This is a genomic window from Fodinicola acaciae (assembly GCF_010993745.1).
Lineage (GTDB): Bacteria > Actinomycetota > Actinomycetes > Mycobacteriales > HKI-0501 > Fodinicola > Fodinicola acaciae.
The window spans coordinates 108,874-130,341 of record NZ_WOTN01000004.1 but is presented as its reverse complement, the minus strand read 5'-3'; the positions used below and the strand labels follow the sequence as shown (position 1 = coordinate 130,341).

Here is a 21,468-nt window from a genome sequence, read left to right as displayed (position 1 = left end):
ATGAACGTGTTACGAATCGCTGGCCGACTCGGTTCCCGGCGTCAGCGCGGTTGGGACGTACTGCGCGACCTCGACCTCGGCGACCCGTACGGTCGAGCCGTCGTCGCGGCCGAAGCCGAGCCGGACGGTGCGGACGATCGTGCCGTCGGCCGCCTTGTCGCCGGTCTTCACCCGGCCGACGCCGAGGTGGCGCTCGGAGTCGAACGGATCACCGGGCTGAGGCTCGTACGAACGTACGCCGGCGGCGGTGTCCAGGATCTGCAGCAGCTGCTTGCGCAGCATCGCCGCGTCGCTGGCCTTGTCGTCGCCGGCCAGCTGCACCATCTGGTCGTGCAGCCGGAGCAGGCCGGACAGCAGCGGCGCGAGCGCCTTGGCCAGCTCACCCTCGCGCAGCTTGGTGTTCTCGCTGTGCAGCCGGTCGACCAGGTCGGCGTCGCGGGACCGCAGCCGGCGCAGCTCCTCCAGCACGTCCGGCAGGCCGTTGAGGTCGTTGCGCAGCGCCGTCAGGTCGGTGCCGAGCATGACCAGCTCGGTCTTCACGTCGGTCTTCAGATCCTCGACCGCCGTCTTCACCACTTCGACCGGATCCGGCGTGCCGAGCTCGCCGTCCGGCGGCGACTCGCCGTCCGGCGGTTCCCCGCCGGACGGCTGCTCCTCCTCAGGCGTGGTCACTTACGACCCGGGGTCCAGTTCAGGCCCCAGCCGTAGGTCTGGTCCAGGATCCGCTGCGCGCCGCGTACGTAGCGGACCTCGCGGTTGATCACGATCTCGCCGTTCTGGTTGGTGAGCAGCGCGATCGCGCACATCGGAGCGCGCGGGTCGTGCTCGTCGAGGTGCACCTCGATCTGCGGGCCGCTCTGCGGGAAGATCGTCACCACACCGTTGGCGGCGGCCCAGTTGGGCGTGCCCTCGTAGATGTAGGCGAAGACCAGGATCCGGCGGATCATGTTCGACCGGGACAGGTCGATGAACATGTCCTCGCCACCCTGGCTGGCGCCGGACCGGTCGTCGCCGGACAGCCAGATCAGCGGCTTGCCGCCGGACAGCGGGATCGCCTCGAAGGCGTTGCCGAGCGCCTGTACGACGCCCTTGTCTCCGTCGCTGAACTCGAACAGGCAGCCCAGGTCGAGGTCGACGTCACCGCCGCCGGCCAGCCGCTTGAAGAAGCCGCCACCCTGGCGCTGCGACCAGTTGAGGTTGACCCGGATGACGCCGGACGCGCCACCCTGCTTGGTCAGCGAGACCGCCGGCGCCTGCTTGGTCAGCGTCACCTTGCTCAGGTTCACGCCGCCACCCTGCGGTGCCGGTGGCTGACCCTGCGGCGGGTATTGCTGGCCCTGCGGCGGGTACGGCTGACCCTGCGGCGGCGGATAGCCCTGCTGCGGTGGCGGATAGCCCTGCGGCGGCGGATAGCCACCCTGCGGCGGCGGCGCCGGCGGGTAACCCTGTGGCGGTGCCGCCGGCGGAGCCTGCGGTGGGTAGCCCTGCGGTGGCGCGGCCGGAGGAGCCGGTGGCGGATAGCCACCACCGGCCGGTGGTGCCGCCGGTGGCGCGGCTGGCGGTGCCGCTGGAGGCGCGGCCGGAGGCGCCGCCGGTGGCTGGCCGCCACCCTGCGGCTTCTTCGGGGGCCGGGTGTAGTCGATAGGCATTGCTGGTCAGTCCTCCTCAGGCTGTGCCAAGTCGTACGTCAGACCTTCACGGCTTCCTGGTCGCCGCTGGGTTCGCCGGCATCGTCGCTGGAATCGTCGCCACCGAGCCGCCGGTTGCGGACCAACGAGGAGATGAACGCCGCCGCGATGAAGGCGACACCGATCAGGCCAGTGACCACCTCGGGCACCTCGTACCGGATGGTGATCAGCAGGATCACCGCCAGCGCGCCGATGGCCCACATGGCGCCGTGCTCCAGGTAGACGTACTCGTTCAGGGTCCCCTTGCGGACCAGGTAGACGGTCAGCGACCGGATGTACATGGCGCCGACACCGAGACCGATCGCGATGATGAAGATGTCCGAGGTGATGGCGAACGCGCCGATGACGCCGTCGAAGGAGAAGGACGCGTCCAGGACCTCCAGATAGAGGAACAGGAAGAACGCGGCCTTGCCGACGGCCTTGACCAGGTTGCCGTTGCCGGACTTGGCGACCGCCTCGCCGTGCTCCTCCTCGTGCGCCTCGTCGGCCGAGGTCTCGAACAGCTCGCCGAGGCCGTTCACCAGCAGGTACGTCACGACGCCGAGCACGCCGGCGATCAGTACGACGGCCGCGGTCTGGTGCGCCGCGGTGGTGCTCAGGGTGGCGCTGGCGATCAGCAGGACGATGAGCGCGATGACGACGTTGAGCTGGTCGAGCTTGCCGATCCGGGCCAGCGGCTTCTCCAGCCAGGCCAGCCAGCTGTGCTCCTGCTCCTCCAGCACGAAGCCGAGGAAGATCATGAACAGGAACATGCCGCCGAAGGCCGCGATCGCGGGGTGCGCCTCGTGCAGGTGCTGCGCGTAGCTGCCCGGCCCGGTGCCGCCGGCGACCGCCAGCTCGATCACCGTGACCGGGTTGAGCGGCGCGGTGATCGACACGATGATCAGCGGGAAGATCAGCCGCATGCCAAAGACCGCGATCAGGATGCCGACGGTCAGGAACATGCGCTGCCAGAAGGCGCTCATCCGCTCCAGGATCGTGGCGTTGACGACGGCGTTGTCGAACGACAGCGAGATTTCCAGGATCGTCAGGATGGCGACCAGGACCAGCGACTCGAAGGCGCCGGCGATGCCACCACCTTCGCGGAAGCCGAGCAGGAAGCCGCCGGCGAGGCCGATCGCGGTCACCACGAAAGCCCAGCGGAAGGTCTTGAGGATCAAGGGGTCCCCCTAGTTGACGCCAGTACGGCCGCGACCGGTCTGGTCAAGTCCTGGCCAAGAAATCACCCGGAGCCACCGGCCATCGGTCCGGCCAGCCTATCGGTACGACGCATCCCCGCGACGCCAGCCGTACGTGGCCCGGCCTGGAACAACACAGGGGTCCCATCGTGCCGGACATGCACGAAAAGGACCCCATGCGTTGCGTGGTCGGGCGCTGACGGAACGTCTCAGACGTTCACGCCGAAGTCGCGCGCGATGCCGGCCAGTCCGGAGGCGTAGCCCTGGCCGACCGCGCGGAACTTCCACTCGGCGCCGTGCCGGTAGAGCTCGCCGAAGTTCATCGCGGTCTCGGTGGACGCGTCCTCGGTGAGGTCGTACCTGGCCAGCTCCTGGCCGTTGGCGTCGTTGACGACCCGGATGTAGGCGTTGCGCACCTGGCCGAAGGACTGGCCGCGGTTCTCCGCGTCGTAGATGGAGACGGTGAAGACGATCTTGTCGATGTCCGCCGGTACGGACGCGACGCCGACCTTGATCGACTCGTCGTCACCCTCACCCTCACCGGTCAGGTTGTCACCGGTGTGCTGGACAGAGCCGTCCGGCGAGTTCAGGTTGTTGAAGAAGACGAAGTGCTGGTCGGTCGGCACCTTGCCGCCGGTGTTGAGCAGCAGCGCGCTGGCGTCGAGGTCGAAGTCGGCGCCGGTGGTCGTACGCGCGTCCCAGCCCAGACCGACGGTGACCGCGGTCAGACTGCCGCCGGCCTCCTTGGTCAGCGATACGTTGCCACCCTTGGAGAGACTGACTCCCACTGGAATTCCTCCCGATTTGAGGCGAGGCCGACCGTGCCGTTGCCTCTCGCGCGGTCGTCGTACGCCGGACATGCAGAGAACGAGCCTGACTGTATCCATCGTTCCCAAACCTCCGCAGCGCGGCATGCGCTCTCAGCAGCTTCTAAGCCTGTTCAGCCGAGGTCCAGCCAGCCGTACGGCCGGCCACCGACCATCGGCTGGCCATCTGGCTGCTCGGTACGACCACTTGCCCCGTCGGGCATTGTGGTGTGGACGGATGGCTGCTTCGGTGCGGCCGGGCTGCGCCGCCCTGGCACACTGCTGGCTAGCACTAACCACAGGAGGACGTCATCAGCGAGAGCGCCACCGGGTGGGTCGACGTGTCCGACCGCGACCCGGCCAGCGGCATGCGCGAGGTCGCCGCGTCCACCGCGCTGCCTGGCTGGAGCTGGCTGGAGCGCACCCTCACCTCGGTACGCACGACCTGGCCGGAGTCAGCGGTGGGCCTGCGGTGGGACGGCGCGGGCGGCGGACAGGTCGGCGTCGAATACCTGGTGCGGATGAACCCCTACCAGCCGGGTCCGCGGGTGGCCCGCCAGGTCACCTTCACGGTCGACGTGCCGTCGGTGCGCAAGGAGGAGATGCGTACGATCCTGCCGGCCTGGCACCGCACGACCCGTTCCGACAAGCCAGGCACGATGACCTTCACGCGTACGCGCGACGACACCGGCGCCGAGGCGACCGCGCGCGAGCTGGTGTCGCAGGTCCGCCGGTTGGCCATCGACCTGCCGGGCCGCGAGGTGGTCGTGGTCGCCGGCCCGGTGCCGGACCGCGCCGCCGCGGACCTGGCCGGCATGCTCGCCGACGCATGCGGCGTGCCGGTCGACAAGCGGCCCAGCACCTCCGAGCTGCGACTTTCGGTCGACACGACGCCGCTGCCCGGTCGCGTACGCGATCCCAGCCGCGCGCCGGAGGACGCTCGGCTCGAGGAGGTGCGAAGCCGGCTGGCCGCGATGGTCGGCGCCGAGCCGCTGAAGGCGGAGGTCAAGCGGCTGACCGGTGTCGCGCGGGTCGAGCAGCGCCGCCGTGAGGCCGGCATGAAGGCCTCGCGTACGGCCAGGCACCTGGCGCTGCTCGGACCGCAGGGGACCGGCACGTCCACCGGCGCCGGCATCGTCGCCGACCTGCTCGGCGCGCTCCGGCTGCTGCCGCAGGGCCAGCTCGCGGTGGTCGACCCCGACTACCTGTTCTCCGGTGGCTATGGCCAGGCGACCAACGCGGTCAACGCTGCCTTCGACGCGGCACGCGGCGGCACCTTGCTGATCGACGACATCCAGGCGTTCAACTCGCCGGAGATCCCGCGCGAGGCGCTCGACCCGGTCATCGACCTGATCGCGCGTCTGATGGACGCGCAGGCCGAGGACACCGTGGTGATCCTGGCCGGGAAGCCGTCCGGCGGCGACCGGCTCTTGGAGGCCTATCCGGTGCTGAAGACGCGGGTCGCCACGGTCGTACGGCTGCCGGCTTTGACCGTCGAGGAGCAGGTGTCGCTGTTCGAGCGACTGGCCAAGCTCGGCGAGTACAGCCTGGACGACGGCGTCGCAGACCGGCTCACCCAGCACCTGCGCACCGGTCCCGCCGACCTGCGCGAAGGTGGCGCGCGTACGGTCCGCCGGTTGTACGAGGCGACCGTCGAGCGGCAGGCGCACCGGCTGGCCGACGGCACGCTGACCGACCTGCGCAAGCTCGGTCTGCTGACCGTCGACGACCTGCCGGTGACGGCCGACGCGGGATCGAAGACGCCGGGATCGGACAGCGCTTTGGCTGACGCGCTGGCCAAACTCGACAGCCTGGTCGGCCTCAACGAGGTGAAACGCGCGCTGCGCGACCTGGTCGACCTGGCACGGGTGACCCGGATGCGCCAGTCGGTCGGTGGGTCGGCGCCGAGCCGCGGCCATCACCTCGTCCTGGTGGGGAATCCGGGTACGGGCAAGACGACCGTCGCCGAGCTGCTCGGCCAGATTTTCGCCGCGCTCGGGGTGCTTTCGCGCGGTCACGTGCACACGGTGACCCGTCGCGACCTGGTCGCCGGCTATGTCGGCCACACCGCGCAGCGGACCCGTGCGGCGATCGAGGCGGCGCTCGGCGGCGTGCTGTTCGTGGACGAGGCGTACGCACTGTCCACAGGGGACGGTCGCGACTTCGGTCCGGAGGCGGTCGCCGAGCTGATCGTGGCGATGGAGCGCCACCGCGACGACCTGGTCGTCGTGGCGGCCGGATATCCCTCGCCGATGGCCGATTTCCTCGACTCCAACCCGGGTTTGCGTTCGCGTTTCACCAAAACGCTTACGTTCTCGGACATGTCCGCGACGGACGCGACCAAAGTCGTCGAGCTGTTCGCCAAGGAGTCCGGCCTGGAGCTCGCCGACGGCGTGCCCGAGGCGCTGGCCGCGCTGTTCGGCCAGTTGGCCGGCCGCGAAGGCTGGGCCAGTGCGCGTACGGCCCGCACGGTCTACGAGGACGTGCTGGTCCGGCAGGCCCGGCGACTGGTCGGCGAGCTGGAGGTCGCCGAGCTGATGGGTGAGAAGCTGACCGAGGAACAACAGGCCGCGCTGGCCCGAGTGATCACTCCCGACGATGTGCCTTCGCCGCAGGAGTGGTCCGCTTGATGAGGGGGAAGGCAAGTGGCAACTGAGTTCGTACGCGGGCAGAAAAGCCAGCTGTCCGCGCTGACCAACGGCACGGACCTCTACGTCGGGATCGTGCTGGAGGCTCCCGGCGACTGGGATATCTCGTGTTTCGGCCTGGACAAGGACGGCCAGCTGTCCGACGACAGCTATTTCGTCTTCTTCAACCAGCCCAAGTCACCGGAAGGGGCAATCCAGAAACTCGGGCCGCAGTCTGGTGACACCGACTCGTTCCGTATCACTCTGGACAAGATTCCAGCCAAGATCGAAAAACTCACCTTCTGCGCGGCGCTGGACGGACCTGGCAGCGCGAAGGCGATCACCCGCGGCTATCTCCGGCTGGTCGCCGGCGGCACCGAGGTGATGCGCTATTCGTTCAGTGGCAACGATTTCAGCGCCGAGCGCGCGGTGATGATCGCGGACGTCTACAAGAAAGGCGTCTGGCGGGTCGCCGCGGTCGGACAGGGTTTCGCCGGTGGCCTGGCCGAGTTGTTGAAGTCCTTCGGTGGCGAGGTGGCCGAGGAGGAGCCGGCGCCGGCCGCCGCTCCCGGTTTCGCGCCGCCGCCGGCTCCGGCCGGTGGCACGCCGGGATTCGCTCCGCCACCGGGTCCACCGCCACAACAGGCACCACCTCCGCCACCGCAGCAGGCTGCCGCCGCGCCGGTTGGTGGCGCCGCTCCGGCGGCCGCCGCACCGGACCTGCCGATCAACGCGCAGCCGACCCGGCCTGGCGCGATGGTCAGCCTGCAGAAATACAAGGAGGCGCCGACCACCGGCAGGTGGACCAAGCAGAGCTCGAAGATGGTCAAGTGCACGCTCGGCCCGGAGGCGTACGCGAAACGCGGCTCGATGGTCGCGTATCAGGGAAACGTCGACTTCGACTACAAGGGCTCCGGCGGCCTCCGGCAGTTTTTCGAGGCCAGGATGACCGGCCAGAAGCTGCAGCTGATGCGGTGCACCGGCAACGGCGAGGTGTTTTTCGCCGAGGACGCCACGGATCTGCACATCGTGGAGCTCAACGGGCAGTCGCTGTCGGTCAACGCGAACAACGTTCTCGCCTTCGACGCCACCCTGCGCACCGAAATCCAGCGCATCGAGTCGGCCGGCATCCCCGGTGGCGTGATGTTCAGCCTGCTGGTCAGCGGCCAGGGGACGATGGTGATCATGACGCACGGCACGCCGGTGACGATCCCGGTGCAGGGCCCGACTTTCGCCGACGTCAACGCGGTGGTGGCCTGGACGGCCGGCATGCGGGTCAGCGTCGCCAGCCAGGTGCGCATCCAGCGCAACATCTACGCCGGTGTGTCCGGCGAGCCGGCCGCGCTGCAGTTCATGGGCCTGCAGGGCCATTTCGTCGTCGTGCAGCCGTACGAGGTCTAGGGGGAAACCGTGGAATCGAGTTTGCTGCAGAACTACGGTCCGACCCAGCTGTTCGACCGGATGTCCAACCATGGCTCCAAAATCGCCAAGGTGGTCATGCAGCCGGGCCAGGACCTGTTTGCCCGCACCGGTTCGATGATCGCGTACGAGGGACTCATCGACTTCAACCCGAACCCGCCGCAGCTGGGTCAGTGGCTGAAATCCTGGGCCACCGGCGAGGGCGTACCGCTGATGATCGCCACCGGACAGGGCCTGCTCTATCTGGCCGACTATGGCAAGGACGTGATCATCCTGCAGTTGGCCGGTGAGGGACTTTCGGTCAACGGCAAGAACATCCTGGCCTTCGACATGAACCTGCAGTGGGGCATCGAGCGGGTCAAGGGCGTCAGCATGCTGTCCGGCATGGGGATGTTCAACGTGGTCGTCCGCGGCCACGGTTGGGTCGCGCTGACCAGCAAGGGCACGCCGATCATGCTGGACACGCGCGAGGCGCAGACGCTGGTCGACACCGACGCGCTGGTCGCCTACACCGACGGCCTGCAGGTGCAGCCGAAGCGCACGATGAAGCTCGGCGGCCTGATCGGCCGGGGTTCCGGCGAGGCCTTCCAGCTGGGTTTCTCCGGCCAGGGATTCGTGATCGTACAGCCGAGTGAGGACGCCAGGCCGACGTTCTCGGTCCGGGGCTGAGGGGGACAGAGATGACCTATCCACCACAGGGATATCCGCAACCGGGCATGCCGCCCATGCCGCCGCCGATGCCAGGCGCGCCAGCCGGATTCGGCGGCTTCGGCGGACAGGGCTCTGGCACACTGCTCGGCAACCAGCCCAACCCGTCGGCCGACGCGTTTGCCCTGCAGAACGGGAAAATGCTGAAGGCCAACCTCAGTCAGCAGTCCGGCATGCAGGAGTTCTACGCGCGGACCGGTGCCATGGTGGCCTATCAGGGCGCGGTCAGCTTCGACGGCAACTACGAGGGCTGGGGGCACCATTTCCGCGGCCTGCTGGCCGGCGAGCACCTCGGCCTGATGAAATGCCACGGCAGCGGCACGGTCTATCTGGCCAACCAGGCGCAGGACGTACACATTCTGGACCTGTCCAACGCAAACGACGGTTTCACCGTCGACAGCCAGAACGTGCTGGCCTTCACCACCGGCCTCAACTGGGACATCGTACGGATCGACACCGGTGGCCCCGGGGTCGCCGGCGCCGGTGCGTTCAACCTGGAGTTCACCGGTCGCGGCCGGCTCGTGGTGACGACCACCGGTGCTCCGCTGGTGATGAACGTCAACCCGCAGAACTACTACTTCGCCGACGCGGACGCGGTCATCGGCTGGTCGACCAGCCTGCAGGTGGCGATGCAGGCGGCGGTCACCACGTCGTCGGTGTGGAAGCCGCGCGGGAACACCGGCGAGTCCTGGCAGATGCAGTTCAGCGGTGAAGGCTTTGTGGTCGTGCAGCCGTGTGAGCTGCTGCCGCCGTACAACGCGCTGGCCGCCGGTGGCCTCGCCGAGCGCTTCGGTCTCGGCGGTGCGCAGCAACCCGGTGGCGCGCCCGGCAACTTCTTCGGTGGCCAGGGTGGCGGCTTCGGCGGTGGCGGCGGTGGTTTCGGGGGTCTTGGCGGACTTCTGGGTGGTCGCTAGAAAAACGCCATCGCCTGATCGACTCGCGTTCTGCGGGACTATCGTTGAGGGATGGAGCACGAAGCGATCCCGTCGTGGCGGATTGCCATCGACGAGTGGAACTTCGCGCTCGAGCTGCCGCTGTGGATCCGCGCCGCGGAGCGGATCAACGTGCCGGCCGGTGGGATGGTCCCGGGACCACTCGACGTCGATCCGCTGCCGGCGGCCAGCGAAGGCGAGCGAACGGGTCTCGCCGAGGGCTGGCACGCGTGGTGGCACGACGTGATCGACGCGTCCAGGGCGACCATCCCGAGTGAGGACTACCGGCACGTACGCGTGCACGGGCCGTCGGCTTTGTCGTACGCGCCGCCGGATTTCGCCGGCCTGGCCGACTGGCCGGACCTGGCCCGGATCGTCCGCGCCAGGTGGACCGAGGCCGAGCGGTGGAACCACCGGAGAAAACGGCGTGGTGCGGCCGAACTCATGCCATCGCGGACGAATGGCGATATCGTCGCCGACGTGGAAGCCGAGCTCGGTCACGCCGCCGCGCCGTTCGAGCTCGAGTTCGTCCTGCTGCCGGTGCTCGACGAGCGGGTCCGCCGGGTCCGCGACCTGCGTTTCCTGGTGCCGGAACGGTTTTACACCGGTCCGCGGTGGCCACAGTGGCTGCGCGGCCTGGTCCGAAGCGTGGCATAGAACGAAGGAGTTGCACGACCGGTGGAATCCGTCTTTCCGCAGGCGCTGCTGGATGCGTTGGAGCAGGCGCCGGACACTCCGGCTTTCGAGCTCGGCGCGCGGGTGGTCAGCCGAGGTGAGCTGCTGGAGCTGATCGGCCGGATGGTCGCCGGTTTTCGCGCCGCCGGCCTCGGTCAGGGGTCCGGTGTCGGCATCGCCACCGGTGTCACCGCGGAGGGTTTCGCCGCCATCATGGCCGCGAACACGCTCGGCTGCCGGGTCGTCGGCGTACGCGCCGGCCTGACGCCGAAGCAGTTGCGGCACGTCGTCGGCAGTGATCTGGCCGCGCTGGTCGTCGATGACGCGGCGGCGACCGAGGAATTGTTGTCCGCGGCCGACGGCGCGAAGGTTTTACGGATCGGTCCGGAACTGCTGTCGTCGTACGAAAAACCGGTCGCTGGCGGCCGCCCGGAAGATGTCGCGCAGGTGTTGTTCACCAGCGGCAGCACCGGCGACCCGAAAGGGGTCGTGTTCTCGTACGCCGGCATGAGCGTGCACTGGTCGTGGCAGCCGGCGAGATGGAGCCCGGTGACCGCCGAGCTGGCCACCGGCTATCGGCGTTTTCTGTTGTTTGGCACGCTGTTCAGTGCGGTCATGCAGGAGCACCTGGCACTGTGCCTGCTTTCCGGCGGCACCGCCGTCGTGCCGGCCGGTCTGCCGGATTTTCCGTGGATCATCGAAAGACTGCGGATCAGCGCGTGCCTGCTGACGGTGCCGCGGCTGCATCGCGTGCTCGACGTCTTGCGCACGCGTACGGTCGACCTGAGCACCCTGCGGATGCTCAAGGTGGCCGGATCGCCGCTCGCGCCGCACCGCCGCGCCGAGGCCTTCGAGCGGATCGGCAGCGCGATGCGAGAAGGTTACGGACAAAGCGAAATCGGCGTACTCACCTGGCTGACCGCGCAGGATGTCCGGCGCTGGCCGCACAGCATCAACTCGGTCGGCCGGCCGGTGGCCGAGATCGACGTGGAGATCCGTGACCAGGACGGAAACCCGGTGCCGACCGGCACGGTCGGCGAGATCTTCGTACGCGCGCCGTACGCGCTGGTCGGATATTGGCGCGATCTGGCCGAAACGGCGGAGGTGCTGGTCGACGGCTGGGTGCGTACGCGCGATCTCGGCCACCTCGACGAGGACGGTTTCCTTTATCTGACCGGACGCACGCGTGACGTCATCATCGTCAACGCGATCATCCATTACGCCGGACCGATCGAGCAGGTGTTGGCCTCCCATCCGGACGTCGACCAGGCATACGTGGTCGGCGCGCCGGACGAGAGGACCGGTGAGGCGGCGCACGCTTTCCTTGTCGCGGCCGGCGATCGTGAGCCCGACCTGGACGAGCTGCGAACGCTGGTCGCGGCAGAGCTCGGCGAGGCCGCGGTGCCGGCCACGATGACGCTGGTGGCGCACGTGCCGACACTGCCCAGTGGCAAGCCGGACAAGAAAGGCCTGCTGTCCGCGCTGCGCCTCAGCTGATCTCCACCTGGTCGCCGGGGTCGAGCCGATAGCCGATGCCGCGGACCGTGGTGATCAGGTCGAACTCCGGTCCGAGTTTCTTGCGGATCCGGCGTACGTGGATGTCGATGGTGCGCTCTGATGGCGAGTTGTCGGGAAACTTCCACACCTGGGCCAGCAAAGCGGCGCGGCGGTGCACCCGGCGCGGATGCTGGCACAGGAATGCCAGCAGGTCGTATTCCAGCCTGGTGAAGGCGATCACGTCGCCGCGATAGGAAACCTGCCGCGCCTCGGTGTCGATCCGCAGGTCGGCGGTCTTTCCGAAGTCGACCACGCGCAGCGGCGCCGGCGGTGTCTCCACCGCCGTACGGACCGCGTCGATCACCTGCGCCGCCAGGGTCGAGGCGTTGCCGTGGTCGGCGCTGATGTGCATGACGACGGTCAGCTGTCTGGGCCTGCCGCGGTCGCCAATGCGTACGACGTCAGGCGCGACGGACAGTTCGAGTGTGGAGCTGGGTGACATGGTGTCCTCGGTGGGTGCGGGCCGGATCGGTCAGAGACGAACCGATCCCGCACACGCCTGGGTCCCGACACGCGCGAAGTCCACGTGCCGGCGCCTGGTCAGCTCCGGGCGAGTCACGCCACCATCAGACCAGTCTGTTTGTCCCCGTGTCAACGACCGCGGATCATGGTGATGATGCCGCGGATGATCGAGATGACGCCGAAGACCGGTAGGCCCCAGGCGACGAAGTAGACGCCGCCGTTGGCGGCCAGCGCGTACGTCACCACGGAGATCACGATGCCGCCGAGAATCATGGCCGCACCGACGCCGATCTGTATCAGGCCACTCTTGTTGGCCGCCGCACGCTGCGGGTTGCCGGCCGGCTGAGGCGCCGGCGGATAGGCCGGCGGCGGGTAACCCAGGCCCGGTGGCGGATACGCGCCTTGCGGCGGCGGCGGATAACCACCCTGCTGCGGATAGCCACCCTGCTGCGGGACCGGCGGCACGTTCGGCTGCTGTTGCGGATAACCGGGCTGGCCCATGACATCTCCCCGTACCTGTGGGGCGGCACACCGGTGTGACCGCCGACAAACCTCGGTCATTTCAGTCCACCGCGCGACGTACCGGAATCACCCGTTCGGACACGACTTCCGGACTCGCGGTCAGTCCTCGCCTTCGGGCGCGGACCTAGCCGACATGGTGGGTGGGCCGCCGGCGGCGGACCACCCGTGGTGGCTAGTGTCCTGCGCCAGGAATTCGCCTCATATCTTCAGCGAATTCCCGGCGCATGACACTAGTCCTCCTTGCCGGTGCCCTTGTCGACGCCGTCGCGGATCAGGTTCATCACCGTCGGGTCGGCGAGCGTGGTCACGTCACCCATCTGCCGGTTTTCCGCGACATCGCGCAGAAGCCGCCGCATGATCTTGCCGGACCGGGTCTTCGGCAGCTCCGGTACGACCAGGATCTGCCGCGGTTTCGCGATCGGTCCGATCTCCTTGGCGACGTGGTTGCGCAGCTCGGCGACCAGTTCGTCGCCGCCTTCGCCGGCGTCGCCGCGCAGGATCGTGAACGCGACGATGGCCTGGCCGGTCGTCGGGTCGGTCGCGCCGACCACCGCGGCCTCGGCCACCTTCGGATGTGAGACCAGCGCCGACTCGACCTCGGTGGTGGAGATCCGGTGACCGGAAACGTTCATGACGTCGTCGACCCGGCCGAGCAGCCAGACGTCGCCGTCCTCGTCCTTTTTGGCGCCGTCACCGGCAAAGTAGAAACCCTGCTCGTGGAAACGCGACCAGTAGGTTTCCTTGAACCGCTCGTCGTCACCCCAGATCGTCCGCAGCATCGACGGCCACGGCTCGGTCAGCACGAGATAGCCACCGCCACCGTTGCCGACCGGTTTTCCGGTGTCGTCGACCACATCCGCGGAAATGCCCGGCAACGCCGTCTGCGCCGAGCCGGGTTTGGTCGACGTGACGCCGGGAAGCGGACTGATCATGATCGCGCCGGTTTCGGTCTGCCACCACGTGTCCACGATCGGCGCCTTGTTGCCGCCGATGTTCTCCCGATACCAGATCCACGCCTCCGGGTTGATCGGCTCGCCGACACTTCCCAGCACCCGCAACGAAGAAAGGTCGAACTTCGCCGGGATGTCCGCACCCCACTTCATGAACGTACGGATCGTCGTCGGCGCGGTGTAGAGGATCGTCACCCGGTATTTCTGGATGATCTCCCAGAACCGGCCCTGGTGCGGCGTGTCCGGTGTGCCTTCGTACATCACCTGGGTGGCGCCGTTGGACAGCGGTCCGTAGACGATGTAGCTGTGGCCGGTGACCCAGCCGATGTCGGCCGCACACCAGTAGATGTCCGACTCGGGCTTGTGGTCGAAGACCGCGTGATGCGTGTAGGACACCTGGGTCAGATAACCGCCGGAGGTGTGCAGGATTCCCTTTGGTTTGGCGGTCGTACCGGAGGTGTAGAGGATGTAGAGCGGGTGCTCGGAGTCGAACATCTGCGGCTCGTGCGTGTCGGGCTGGTGGTCGACCACATCGTGCCACCACCGGTCGCGACCCTCGGTCCAGCCGATCTCCTGCTCCGTACGCTTGACCACCAGCACGGTCTCGATCGTCGTGTCGGTGATGGCCTCGTCCACGTTTGGCTTGAGACCGCTGGGTTTTCCGCGCCGATAGCCGCCGTCGGCGGTGATCAGCACCTTGGCCTGCGCGTCGTTGATCCGGTTTCGCAGGCTGTCGGCGGAAAATCCGCCGAACACCACCGAGTGCGGCGCGCCGATCCGTGCGCAGGCAAGGAAAGCGACCACCGCCTCCGGGATCATCGGCAGATAGATCATCACCCGGTCGCCGGCCTTGACGCCGAGCTCGGTCAGCGCGTTGGCGGCCTTGCTGACGTCCTTGAGCAGCTGCGCGTACGTGATCTCGCGCGTGTCGCCGGGCTCGCCTTCCCAGTAGAGCGCGATCTTGTCACCGCGGCCGGCGGCGACGTGCCGGTCGAGGCAGTTGACCGCGACGTTGAGCTTGCCGCCGACGAACCACTTCGCGAACGGCGCGTCCCACTCCAGCGCTTTGTCCCACTCCTGGCTCCAGTCCAGCCGCCGGGCCTGGGTCTCCCAGAACGCGAGCCGGTCGGCCGCGGCCTGCTCGTACGCGTCTGCCGTGACGTTGGCGGCCGCCGCCAGCTCGGCCGGAGGGTCGAACCGCCGTGTTTCGCTCAGCAGGTTGGAAAGGGTGGGGTTCTCTGGCGAACTCATACATCTCCTCCGGCGGGTTGCGCATGAAAGCCTTCGAAGGAAAACCTAGTCAAACGCGTTTGGTCACGCCATCAGGGCCTGCCGTACGCTGGCCGTTCGTGACCGATGTGCTGAGACCTCTGCTGGACCTGCCGGAGGTCGCCGAGGCCGCTGAGCAGGCGCGTCAGGAGATCGACCGGCTGTTCGGCCACAACCGGCTGCGGCGGCAGTCGGCCCCGGTCAGCGCCGAGGCGGCGCTGCGTGGCGCGCACGCGTCGGCGGCGTTGGAAGGCGCCTCGTACGACCTTGAGGCCGTGCGGTCCGGCGCGGTGACCGACAGCGTCGTACAAGGGGCTTTGCGGGTCAGCGGAGCGCTGGGGTCGCTGGCCGAGACCTGGGGCCGCGCGCCCCGGCAGGCGTTGGCGCGGCTGCATCTGCTGGCCGCGCGGGACATTCTGCCCGAGGAGCAGCTCGGCCGACCCAGCGGCGATGTCGCGCGGCTGGACGCGTTGATGGACGTGCTCGCCGCGCCGACCGAGGCGCCGGCGGTCGTCGTCGCGGCGGTCGTACACGGTGAAATCCTCACGTCGCAGGCATTTCCGGGGCCGAACGGGGTGGTCGCGCGAGCCGCCAGCCGGCTCGTACTCATCCAGCGTGGCCTGGATCCCAAAGCGGTGTCGGTGCCCGATGCTGGCCATCTGGCGCGTGAACCGGAATATCGCGGTGCGGCTGGCACGTACGCGACCGGCACGCCCGACGGCGTACGCGCGTGGCTGAAACACTGTTGCGCCGCGGTCGCCGCCGGTGCCGCCGAAGGCCGGGCGATCTGTGATCGCGTGTCGGAAAACGCTTAGAACGCGGTAAAAGGCGGCGCCTCAACGGAGACGCCGCCGATGCCACGGACGATCCGGGATAACATGCGTGCACCATCATTTCGGTGACGGGCCTGGAAAAGTCCGTCGCCGAACTGCCGTTTCGCGGCCGGTCGCGCGTGGGTTCCCGGTGTTCGTGCACGGAGCTCTTGGAAGGAGGGAAACCAGTCCGCTCGCTCAAGAAGTCCGTGTGCTTTTTGTACGCCTTCTACGGCCAGTGATGGAACCCCTACCAGCGGGTTTTCTTTTCCTGACCGGTTCAGAGACGGCGGCTCGGGCGCTCCATCCAGAGCCAGCCGATGATCATGCCGGCGGCCAGCGCGACACCGCCGATCGCCAACGCGTTGAGCTTTTTTCGGCTCGGCCGGTGGAAATCCCGGACAGGCCAGCCGCGGTCGGCGGCGATCTCGCGCAGCGCCTTGTCGGGGTTGACGGCGGTCGGATGACCGACGGCGGCGAGCATCGGCACGTCGGTCACCGAGTCGCTGTAGGCGTAGCAGTCGGCGAGGTCGTAGCCGGCCGTCTCGGCCAGCCGCATCATCGCCTCGACCTTCCCCTCGCCGGCCGGATAGCTGACCACCTCGCCGGTGTAGTGACCGTCCACGATCGCGAGCTCGGTGCCGACCACCTGGTCGACCCCCAGCATGGCGGCGATGGGCCGGACCACCTCGACCCCGGCGGTAGAGATAATGACCACATCGCGACCGGCCGCGCGGTGCTCGTCGATCAGGTCGGCGGCCTCCGCGTACACGATCGGACCGATCCGCTCCCGCACCGAGCTCTCGATGATGGCGCTGACCTCGGCGGCCGACCAGCCGCGGGTGACGGCCGCGAGCCGGTCGCGGGCCTGGTCCATCTGGCCGTGGCTGGCGCCGCGCAACACGTACCGGAACTGCGCGTATGCACCCTGGGCCACCATCTTTCGAGTGATGAGCCCGTTACGATAGAACGCGCGGCCGAAGGCCAGCACGCTGGATTTCGCGATCACCGTCTTGTCAAGATCGAAGAACGCGGCGGTGCGCCCCATGCGAAGATCGTAATCGTCGGCACCAACCGTCGTCAGACCAGTAGGCGGGACACAGTTCGGTTTTATGCCACCACAGACCGTGATGCGGTATTAGTATCCGCGCTGGGGCATTGGTCCAAGCCGTGCCCTGATGATCCCTCGGTGAGGTGCTTCCCCCAGCACCCACCGAGCGGGTCCGGCTCGGCCCCCCCCGGAGTCGGACCCAGACGACCCCCGTCACCCCCCGGCGGGGGTCGTCCCCTTTCCGCCGCGTGTCTGGCACGACACGCCGCAGCTCACCGCCGCGCGACCTCGATCCAGGCCGAAACTGTCGTACCTGTGTCTCAATCTGGACCCCCACCCAGATCGGGCGGGGGGTGGGTTGAGAGGCCGCCAGAGTAAAATTTTCGTTACATAGTCTCGCCTGCCCGCGCATGGGTGATTCTCGGCGTTTTTGACCTTACGCCGCTATTCGCACGTTTAGTACCTCTAAAGCGCTATGTGTCCCATTGTTTGCGTTCGTACGCGCGCGCGACACGCCCGAGCGTCCAGGCCACTTTCGGCGCGTCGCCAGCTCTCCCGACAGCGCCCGCGCGCGTAGCACAGATTTTCGCTGATCAGGCGTTATCCACAGCTCGATCGGCCATCCACAGATTCGCGTCGACCCCCTTGTCCGGCGGCCGGATCCGGCCAGGCTGGAGTCACCGCCACGCCAGGCGTCCCGACACCGCGGCGTGCGGATCCAGACCGAGGAGGAGCGCCGTGTCCCGCCGAACGACCGATCCGTGGCTGACCGAGCTGACCAACCGACCGTTGCTCGTCTTCGAGCGGCCCGACCTGCTCGACGACGTGCTGCGGCTGGCCGCGGCCGCATGTGTGGAGCCGGAGGTCGCGCACGACCCCGCCGCCGCTCGCCCGCACTGGCAGTCCGCGCCGCTCGTCGTGCTCGACGCGGCGGCAGCCGCGGCCTGCGCCAGAGCGCGGCTGCCGCGGCGCGACTGGGTGGTCGTGGTGACCGACCAGGCCGACGACAGCCGCGTCTGGGAGGCGGCCACCGAGCTCGCCGCCGACCATGTGATGCCGCTGCCGGCGTCGGAGCCGTGGCTGGTCGACCGGCTGACCGCGGCCGACGGAGGACCGAGCGCGGACGGCCGAGTCGTGGCGGTGGTCGGTGGTCGTGGTGGCGCCGGAGCGAGCGTGCTCGCCGCCGGGCTGGCGGTCACCGCCGTCCGGATGGGCCTGCGCCCGCTGCTGGTCGACGCCGACCCGCTCGGTGGCGGCATCGACCTCGCGCTCGGCGGCGAGCAGACCGCCGGCCTGCGCTGGCCGGACCTGACCGCCGGTCCGCCGGGCCGGCTCAACGCACCGAGCCTGCTGAAGGCGCTGCCCAGGGTCGGCGAGCTGTGTGTGCTGTCCTGGGACCGCAGCGACGTGCTGGAGGCCGACCCGGCGGCCGTACGAGCCGTTCTGGAGGCCGGCAGGCGCGGTCGCGATCTGGTGGTGGTCGACCTGCCGCGCCGGCCGGACGACGCCACCACGGCCGCCGTGCAGGCCAGTGACACCACCTTGCTGGTCGTGCCGGCGGAGGTGCGGGGCTGCGCGGCAGCCGCGCGGATGGCGAAGGTGCTCCAGCCGCACTGTGCCGACCTGCGCATCGTCGTACGGGGCCCGGCTCCGGCCGGCCTCAAGTCGCGCGACCTAGCCAAGGCGCTCGGCCTGCCGCTGGCCGGTCTGCTGCGGCCGGAGCCGGGCCTGGCCGCGGCGCTGGAGCGCGGCGAGCCGCCGGCCGGCAAAGGCGCCGGACCGCTGGCCGACGTGTGCCGCAGCCTGCTTTCCTCACTGGAGATGCTGCCGGTCGCGGAGGCGGCATGACCGCCGTCGCCGAGACCTCGCTGGTCGGCCGGGTCCGCCGGCGTCTGGTGGCCGACCGCCGCGATCCGAGCGCCGGCAACGTCGCGGCCGCCGTACGAGCCGAGCACGGCGCCGCGCTGACCGACCAGGGTGTGCTGGAGATCGCCGGCCGGCTCCGGTCGCACATCGCCGGCGCCGGCCCGCTGGACGATCTGCTGGCCGATCCGGAGGTCACCGACGTACTCGTCAACGGCGCCGGCGAGGTGTGGATCGACCGCGGCACCGGGTTGACGCGGGTCGAGGCGGCCGCCGACCTCGCCGACGAGGAGCCGCTGCGCCGGTTCGCGCAGCGGCTGGCCGCCGCCTGCGGCCGCCGGCTGGACGACAGCAACCCGTATGTCGACGGCCGGCTGCCGGACGGCACGCGGCTGCATGCCGTGCTGCCGCCTGTCTCGGGCAGCGGCGTCTGCCTGTCGCTGCGTACGTTCCGGCCGGTCGCCTTCACCCTGCAGGATCTGCGCGAGCGGCGGTCGCTGACCGTCGAGTCGGCCGGTCTGCTGCGCGCCATCGTCCGGGCCAGGTTGGCGTTCCTGGTCACCGGCGGCACCGGCACCGGCAAGACGACCCTGCTCAACTCCCTGCTCGGCGAGGTGTCGCCGGCCGAGCGCGTGCTGGTCGTCGAGGACGCCGCCGAGCTCAGTCCGGCGCATCCGCACGTGCTGTCGCTGCGCGGCCGGCCGGCCAACGCCGAAGGCGCTGGCGAGATCACCCTGCGAGACCTGGTCCGGCAGGCGCTGCGGATGCGGCCCGACCGGATCGTCGTCGGCGAGTGTCGCGGCCCTGAGGTGATCGACCTGCTCGCCGCGTTCAACACCGGCCACGACGGTGGAGCCGGCACGTTGCACGCCAACGCCGCCGGTGACGCGCCAGCACGGCTGGAGGCGCTCGCCGCGCTCGGCGGCCTCGGCCGCGATGCCGTGCACGCTCAGCTGCTGCCGGCGGTCCGTTGCCTGATCCACATGGTCCGGCGTGACGGTGTGCGGGTCGTCGACAGCATCTCGATCCTGGATCGCGACCGTGCGACCGGCCGGGCCGTGGTCGTGCCGGCGTGGCGCCTCGGCGGTGGTCCGACGAGCGGCTGGTCGGCTCTGCGCGCATTGGTGGCCGACCGCGCCGGCATCGATGCGGTTCCGGCGGTGCGGTCATGAACGGGCTTGTCGCGGCGGTCGCGCTGCTGGCGGCGGCCGTGGTAGTGCTGTGGCCCGCGCGTACGGTCACCGCAAGGCTTGGCCAGGCGCTCGGCTCGCCGACCCCGGCGGTTTCGCTGGCAGGGCTGCGCGCGGCGGTCCGCGAGCGTTGGCCGGCGATCGTGACCGCGCCGCGCCGTACGGTTGCCGCGACGGCCACAGTGGCCGGCCTGCCGTTCCTGCTATGGCAGGGACCGGTGGCCGGATTCTGCGCGGCCGTGTACGCGACCTTGGCCACCAATGCCGTGCTCGACCGTGCCGCCCGCCGGGCCGACGAGAGCGACCGCCGTCGCGTCGAGACCTCGCTGGCCGCCCTGGCCGCGGACCTGCGGGCCGGCGCGCATCCGCCGGACGCCATCGTGCAGGCCGGCTTTCTCGACAGCCCCGGCACGCCGGCCAACCTGCGGGCGGCGGCCGGCGGACCGGCCGGTGACTCGGCTCGCCGGCTCGCGGCGGCGTGGGAAGTGGCGGACGCGACAGGCGCCGGCCTGGCGGCCGTCCTCGACCGGCTGGAGGCCGATCTCGCCGCGACTCGCCGGCGGCGGGCCAGGATGGCCGCTGAGGCGGCCGGAGCGTCGATGACGGCGCGGTTGCTGGCCGGTTTGCCGTTGGCCGGCGTGGCGATGGGTTACGCGCTGTCTGCGGACCCACTGCGGATGCTCCTGCACACACCGGTCGGCGCGGCCTGCTGTGTCGTGGCGGTCGCGCTGCAGGCCGCGGGTCTGCGGTGGAGCCGCCGCATCATCGCCTCCGCCGGAGGTCCGGCATGGAGCTGAGTGCCGCGATCGCGGCTGCCGCGTTGCTGAGTGCGGCCGCGCTGGTCATGTGGACGGCTCCGACGGCTCGGCGCGCGGTCGCCGTGGCGCGCTTGACCGCGGTCGTCAGCAGCGGGGTGAGCATGCCGACCGAGCCGCCGGCCGCGCGCAAGCGGCACTGGATGGTGGCGGCCGCGGTGCTTGCCGGTGTCGCCACCTGGGTCCTGATCGGCGACTGGTGGGGGTTGCCGGTCGGTGCGGTCGCGGCATTGGCGATCCATCGGGTCAGCGGCCGGCTGGAGCCGGCCGGCGCACGCGCCGAGCGGGCCGCCGCGACCGGCTGGCTGCCGTTCGCCGCCGACCTGCTTGCCGCCGCCGTACGCGTAGGCGCGACCACCGAGAGCGCCTTGCGTGTGGTCGCCGACGCTGTCGGTGGTCCGGTCGGAGAGCGGTTCGCGGCGGTCGGCCATGCGCTGTCCATGGGCGCTCCGCCGGACGAGGCGTGGCAGTCGCTGGCCGACCTGCCGGAGGCGTCCGCCCTCATCCAGGCCGGCGTGCGTTCGGCGAGCAGTGGCGCCGCGCTCGCCGACACAGCGACGGCGGTCGCCGAGCGGATCCGCGCCGACCTCGACGCGACCGCCGAGGCGTCCGCACGCCGCGCCGGCGTCTTGGTCGTGCTGCCGCTCGGCCTGTGTTTCCTGCCGGCCTTCGTCCTGCTCGGGGTGATGCCGGTGGTCGGTTCGGTGCTGGCCGGAGTGCTGCGGTGACCGGCCGGCGACCCGCGACCGGGACCGTCCCGGCCGCAGAGCGAGAGGAGTGCGCGGATGCGCAGGTTGATCCAGCGGCTGCGGGCCGAGGACGGGATGTCCACGGCGGAGTAGTCAAATGTCTGTCTGTGCATCCCTGCCGACCCCTGTATTTTACCAGGACTCGGGTGATGGATTTGATGGTCAAAGCGGCGAATTTGTTGGAAATAAGGCGAG

19 protein-coding genes are annotated in these 21,468 nt (G+C 69.5%); 11 read left to right on the top strand and 8 right to left on the bottom strand.

The annotated features are described in order from the left end of the window. Positions 1-9: 9 nt before the first annotated feature. The 4 genes from GNX95_RS35870 to GNX95_RS35855 form a co-directional block, all read right to left on the bottom strand. Positions 10-672 (bottom strand): nucleotide exchange factor GrpE, encoded by a 663-nt coding sequence (locus GNX95_RS35870; RefSeq protein ID WP_163512253.1) that lies wholly within the window; start codon positions 670-672, stop codon positions 10-12. Next, positions 669-1,649 (bottom strand): tellurium resistance protein, encoded by a 981-nt coding sequence (locus GNX95_RS44095; RefSeq protein ID WP_187369755.1) that lies wholly within the window; start codon positions 1,647-1,649, stop codon positions 669-671. Before GNX95_RS44095 ends, GNX95_RS35870 begins: the two co-directional genes overlap by 4 nt. A gap of 38 nt (positions 1,650-1,687) precedes the next feature. Beyond that, complete coding sequence (locus GNX95_RS35860) at positions 1,688-2,848, bottom strand: DUF475 domain-containing protein (protein ID WP_163512252.1); 1,161 nt, start codon at positions 2,846-2,848, stop codon at positions 1,688-1,690. Between the two features lie 227 nt (positions 2,849-3,075). Next, a complete protein-coding gene (locus tag GNX95_RS35855) occupies positions 3,076-3,654 on the bottom strand; it encodes a TerD family protein (RefSeq protein WP_163512251.1) in 579 nt (192 codons plus the stop codon). 359 nt (positions 3,655-4,013) lie between these two features. Between GNX95_RS35855 and GNX95_RS35850 the strand changes: the two genes are divergently transcribed. From GNX95_RS35850 to GNX95_RS35825, 6 genes are read left to right on the top strand one after another with little or no spacing between them, the layout of a single operon-like run. Continuing rightward, complete coding sequence (locus tag GNX95_RS35850; RefSeq protein ID WP_163512250.1) at positions 4,014-6,302, top strand: AAA family ATPase; 2,289 nt, start codon at positions 4,014-4,016, stop codon at positions 6,300-6,302. 15 nt (positions 6,303-6,317) lie between these two features. Beyond that, positions 6,318-7,700, top strand: a complete 1,383-nt coding sequence (locus GNX95_RS35845; RefSeq protein ID WP_163512249.1) for a TerD family protein — start codon at positions 6,318-6,320, stop codon at positions 7,698-7,700. A 9-nt stretch (positions 7,701-7,709) separates the two neighbouring features. After that, entirely contained in the window at positions 7,710-8,387 is a 678-nt protein-coding gene (locus GNX95_RS35840; protein ID WP_163512248.1) for an AIM24 family protein, read from the top strand. A gap of 11 nt (positions 8,388-8,398) precedes the next feature. Continuing rightward, positions 8,399-9,340 (top strand): AIM24 family protein, encoded by a 942-nt coding sequence (locus tag GNX95_RS35835; protein WP_163512247.1) that lies wholly within the window; start codon positions 8,399-8,401, stop codon positions 9,338-9,340. Positions 9,341-9,391: 51 nt separating this feature from the next. After that, the gene (locus GNX95_RS35830; protein ID WP_163512246.1) at positions 9,392-10,015 is read left to right on the top strand and encodes a hypothetical protein; all 624 of its coding nucleotides are present in this window, start codon (positions 9,392-9,394) and stop codon (positions 10,013-10,015) included. A gap of 21 nt (positions 10,016-10,036) precedes the next feature. Further along, entirely contained in the window at positions 10,037-11,530 is a 1,494-nt protein-coding gene (locus GNX95_RS35825) for a class I adenylate-forming enzyme family protein (protein ID WP_163512245.1), read from the top strand. On the opposite strand, the gene GNX95_RS35820 is transcribed toward GNX95_RS35825, so the two are convergent. From GNX95_RS35820 to acs, 3 genes are all read right to left on the bottom strand, one after another. Next, positions 11,523-12,032, bottom strand: a complete 510-nt coding sequence (locus GNX95_RS35820) for a winged helix-turn-helix domain-containing protein (RefSeq protein ID WP_163512244.1) — start codon at positions 12,030-12,032, stop codon at positions 11,523-11,525. The genes GNX95_RS35825 and GNX95_RS35820 overlap by 8 nt on opposite strands. 149 nt (positions 12,033-12,181) lie before the next feature. After that, complete coding sequence (locus GNX95_RS35815) at positions 12,182-12,553, bottom strand: hypothetical protein (protein WP_163512130.1); 372 nt, start codon at positions 12,551-12,553, stop codon at positions 12,182-12,184. Positions 12,554-12,804: 251 nt separating this feature from the next. After that, a complete protein-coding gene (gene acs / locus GNX95_RS35810; protein ID WP_163512243.1) occupies positions 12,805-14,775 on the bottom strand; it encodes an acetate--CoA ligase in 1,971 nt (656 codons plus the stop codon). Positions 14,776-14,873: 98 nt separating this feature from the next. Here acs and GNX95_RS35805 point away from each other — a divergent pair, with 98 nt between their 5' ends. Next, complete coding sequence (locus GNX95_RS35805; RefSeq protein ID WP_163512242.1) at positions 14,874-15,608, top strand: Fic family protein; 735 nt, start codon at positions 14,874-14,876, stop codon at positions 15,606-15,608. Positions 15,609-15,885: 277 nt separating this feature from the next. Here the strand turns inward: GNX95_RS35805 and GNX95_RS35800 are convergent, their stop codons facing one another. Beyond that, positions 15,886-16,653 (bottom strand): HAD family hydrolase, encoded by a 768-nt coding sequence (locus GNX95_RS35800; protein WP_163512241.1) that lies wholly within the window; start codon positions 16,651-16,653, stop codon positions 15,886-15,888. A 741-nt stretch (positions 16,654-17,394) separates the two neighbouring features. Here GNX95_RS35800 and ssd point away from each other — a divergent pair. The 4 genes from ssd to GNX95_RS35780 are packed head-to-tail and all read left to right on the top strand — an operon-like array spanning position 17,395 to position 21,252. Beyond that, positions 17,395-18,504 (top strand): septum site-determining protein Ssd, encoded by a 1,110-nt coding sequence (ssd, locus tag GNX95_RS35795; RefSeq protein WP_163512240.1) that lies wholly within the window; start codon positions 17,395-17,397, stop codon positions 18,502-18,504. Continuing rightward, entirely contained in the window at positions 18,501-19,691 is a 1,191-nt protein-coding gene (locus GNX95_RS35790) for a TadA family conjugal transfer-associated ATPase (RefSeq protein ID WP_163512239.1), read from the top strand. Before ssd ends, GNX95_RS35790 begins: the two co-directional genes overlap by 4 nt. After that, complete coding sequence (locus GNX95_RS35785) at positions 19,688-20,506, top strand: type II secretion system F family protein (protein ID WP_163512238.1); 819 nt, start codon at positions 19,688-19,690, stop codon at positions 20,504-20,506. The genes GNX95_RS35790 and GNX95_RS35785 overlap by 4 nt, the downstream gene beginning before the upstream one ends. Next, a complete protein-coding gene (locus GNX95_RS35780; protein WP_163512237.1) occupies positions 20,497-21,252 on the top strand; it encodes a type II secretion system F family protein in 756 nt (251 codons plus the stop codon). Before GNX95_RS35785 ends, GNX95_RS35780 begins: the two co-directional genes overlap by 10 nt. Positions 21,253-21,468: the final 216 nt, after the last annotated feature.

What these genes read in the sequence shown, in the direction of transcription:
- GNX95_RS44095 (WP_187369755.1), bottom strand. Translation starts at nt 1,649, where the DNA reads ATGCCTATCGACTACACCCGGCCCCCGAAGAAGCCGCAGGGTGGCGGC.
- GNX95_RS35835 (WP_163512247.1), top strand. Translation starts at nt 8,399, where the DNA reads ATGACCTATCCACCACAGGGATATCCGCAACCGGGCATGCCGCCCATG.
- GNX95_RS35830 (WP_163512246.1), top strand. Translation starts at nt 9,392, where the DNA reads ATGGAGCACGAAGCGATCCCGTCGTGGCGGATTGCCATCGACGAGTGG.
- GNX95_RS35820 (WP_163512244.1), bottom strand. Translation starts at nt 12,032, where the DNA reads ATGTCACCCAGCTCCACACTCGAACTGTCCGTCGCGCCTGACGTCGTA.
- GNX95_RS35815 (WP_163512130.1), bottom strand. Translation starts at nt 12,553, where the DNA reads ATGGGCCAGCCCGGTTATCCGCAACAGCAGCCGAACGTGCCGCCGGTC.
- acs (WP_163512243.1), bottom strand. Translation starts at nt 14,775, where the DNA reads ATGAGTTCGCCAGAGAACCCCACCCTTTCCAACCTGCTGAGCGAAACA.
- GNX95_RS35800 (WP_163512241.1), bottom strand. Translation starts at nt 16,653, where the DNA reads ATGGGGCGCACCGCCGCGTTCTTCGATCTTGACAAGACGGTGATCGCG.
- GNX95_RS35790 (WP_163512239.1), top strand. Translation starts at nt 18,501, where the DNA reads ATGACCGCCGTCGCCGAGACCTCGCTGGTCGGCCGGGTCCGCCGGCGT.
- GNX95_RS35785 (WP_163512238.1), top strand. Translation starts at nt 19,688, where the DNA reads ATGAACGGGCTTGTCGCGGCGGTCGCGCTGCTGGCGGCGGCCGTGGTA.
- GNX95_RS35780 (WP_163512237.1), top strand. Translation starts at nt 20,497, where the DNA reads ATGGAGCTGAGTGCCGCGATCGCGGCTGCCGCGTTGCTGAGTGCGGCC.